At 57.2% G+C, this 432-nt stretch carries 1 protein-coding gene; it reads right to left on the bottom strand.

Annotation, left to right across the window (positions count from 1 at the left end; genetic code table 11):
- Positions 1 to 75: 75 nt before the first annotated feature.
- Positions 76 to 432, bottom strand: a 357-nt coding sequence (locus NE591_RS12530) for a hypothetical protein (RefSeq protein WP_256156778.1), incomplete at its 5' end; no start/stop codon positions are given.

Raw genomic sequence — 432 nt, 5'->3', positions numbered from 1 at the left:
GTCAGCGCTTCAAAAGGGGAAGTGCTGACGGCACGCTTGTAGGTGCGGGTTCGAGACGGTGAGCAGCGCCTGCCGCTACAGGGGGCGGCCGCATCGCTTCTGCGCGAGCTGCGCGTGAAAAGTTGCATTGCCCTCGGGCCCTTCGAACATGGCATCGAGGGTGAGGCGAATGGCCGTATGGGCGTAGTTCCAAACGGGGTCGAGATTTTGGTCGGGGATGGATTGGTTGAGGTAGGAGAAGTACAGCCGAACGCGTCCCCAAATCCCCGTGGCGTGATATTCCGCCAAAAACTCGTGGGTGGATGCCGATAGCTTGCGGCCCTCGACGAGCATTATCTGGATATCTGTCCTGAAAAGCGGTATGAACAGAAGCTCGACATAACGCGAGAAATCGATATAGCAAGCGAAGCCGAAGATTCGCCGATAGTATTC

The organism is Adlercreutzia sp. DFI.6.23, from assembly GCF_024462535.1.
Taxonomy (GTDB): domain Bacteria; phylum Actinomycetota; class Coriobacteriia; order Coriobacteriales; family Eggerthellaceae; genus Adlercreutzia; species Adlercreutzia rubneri.
This window is presented reverse-complemented; position numbering and strand designations above follow the sequence as displayed.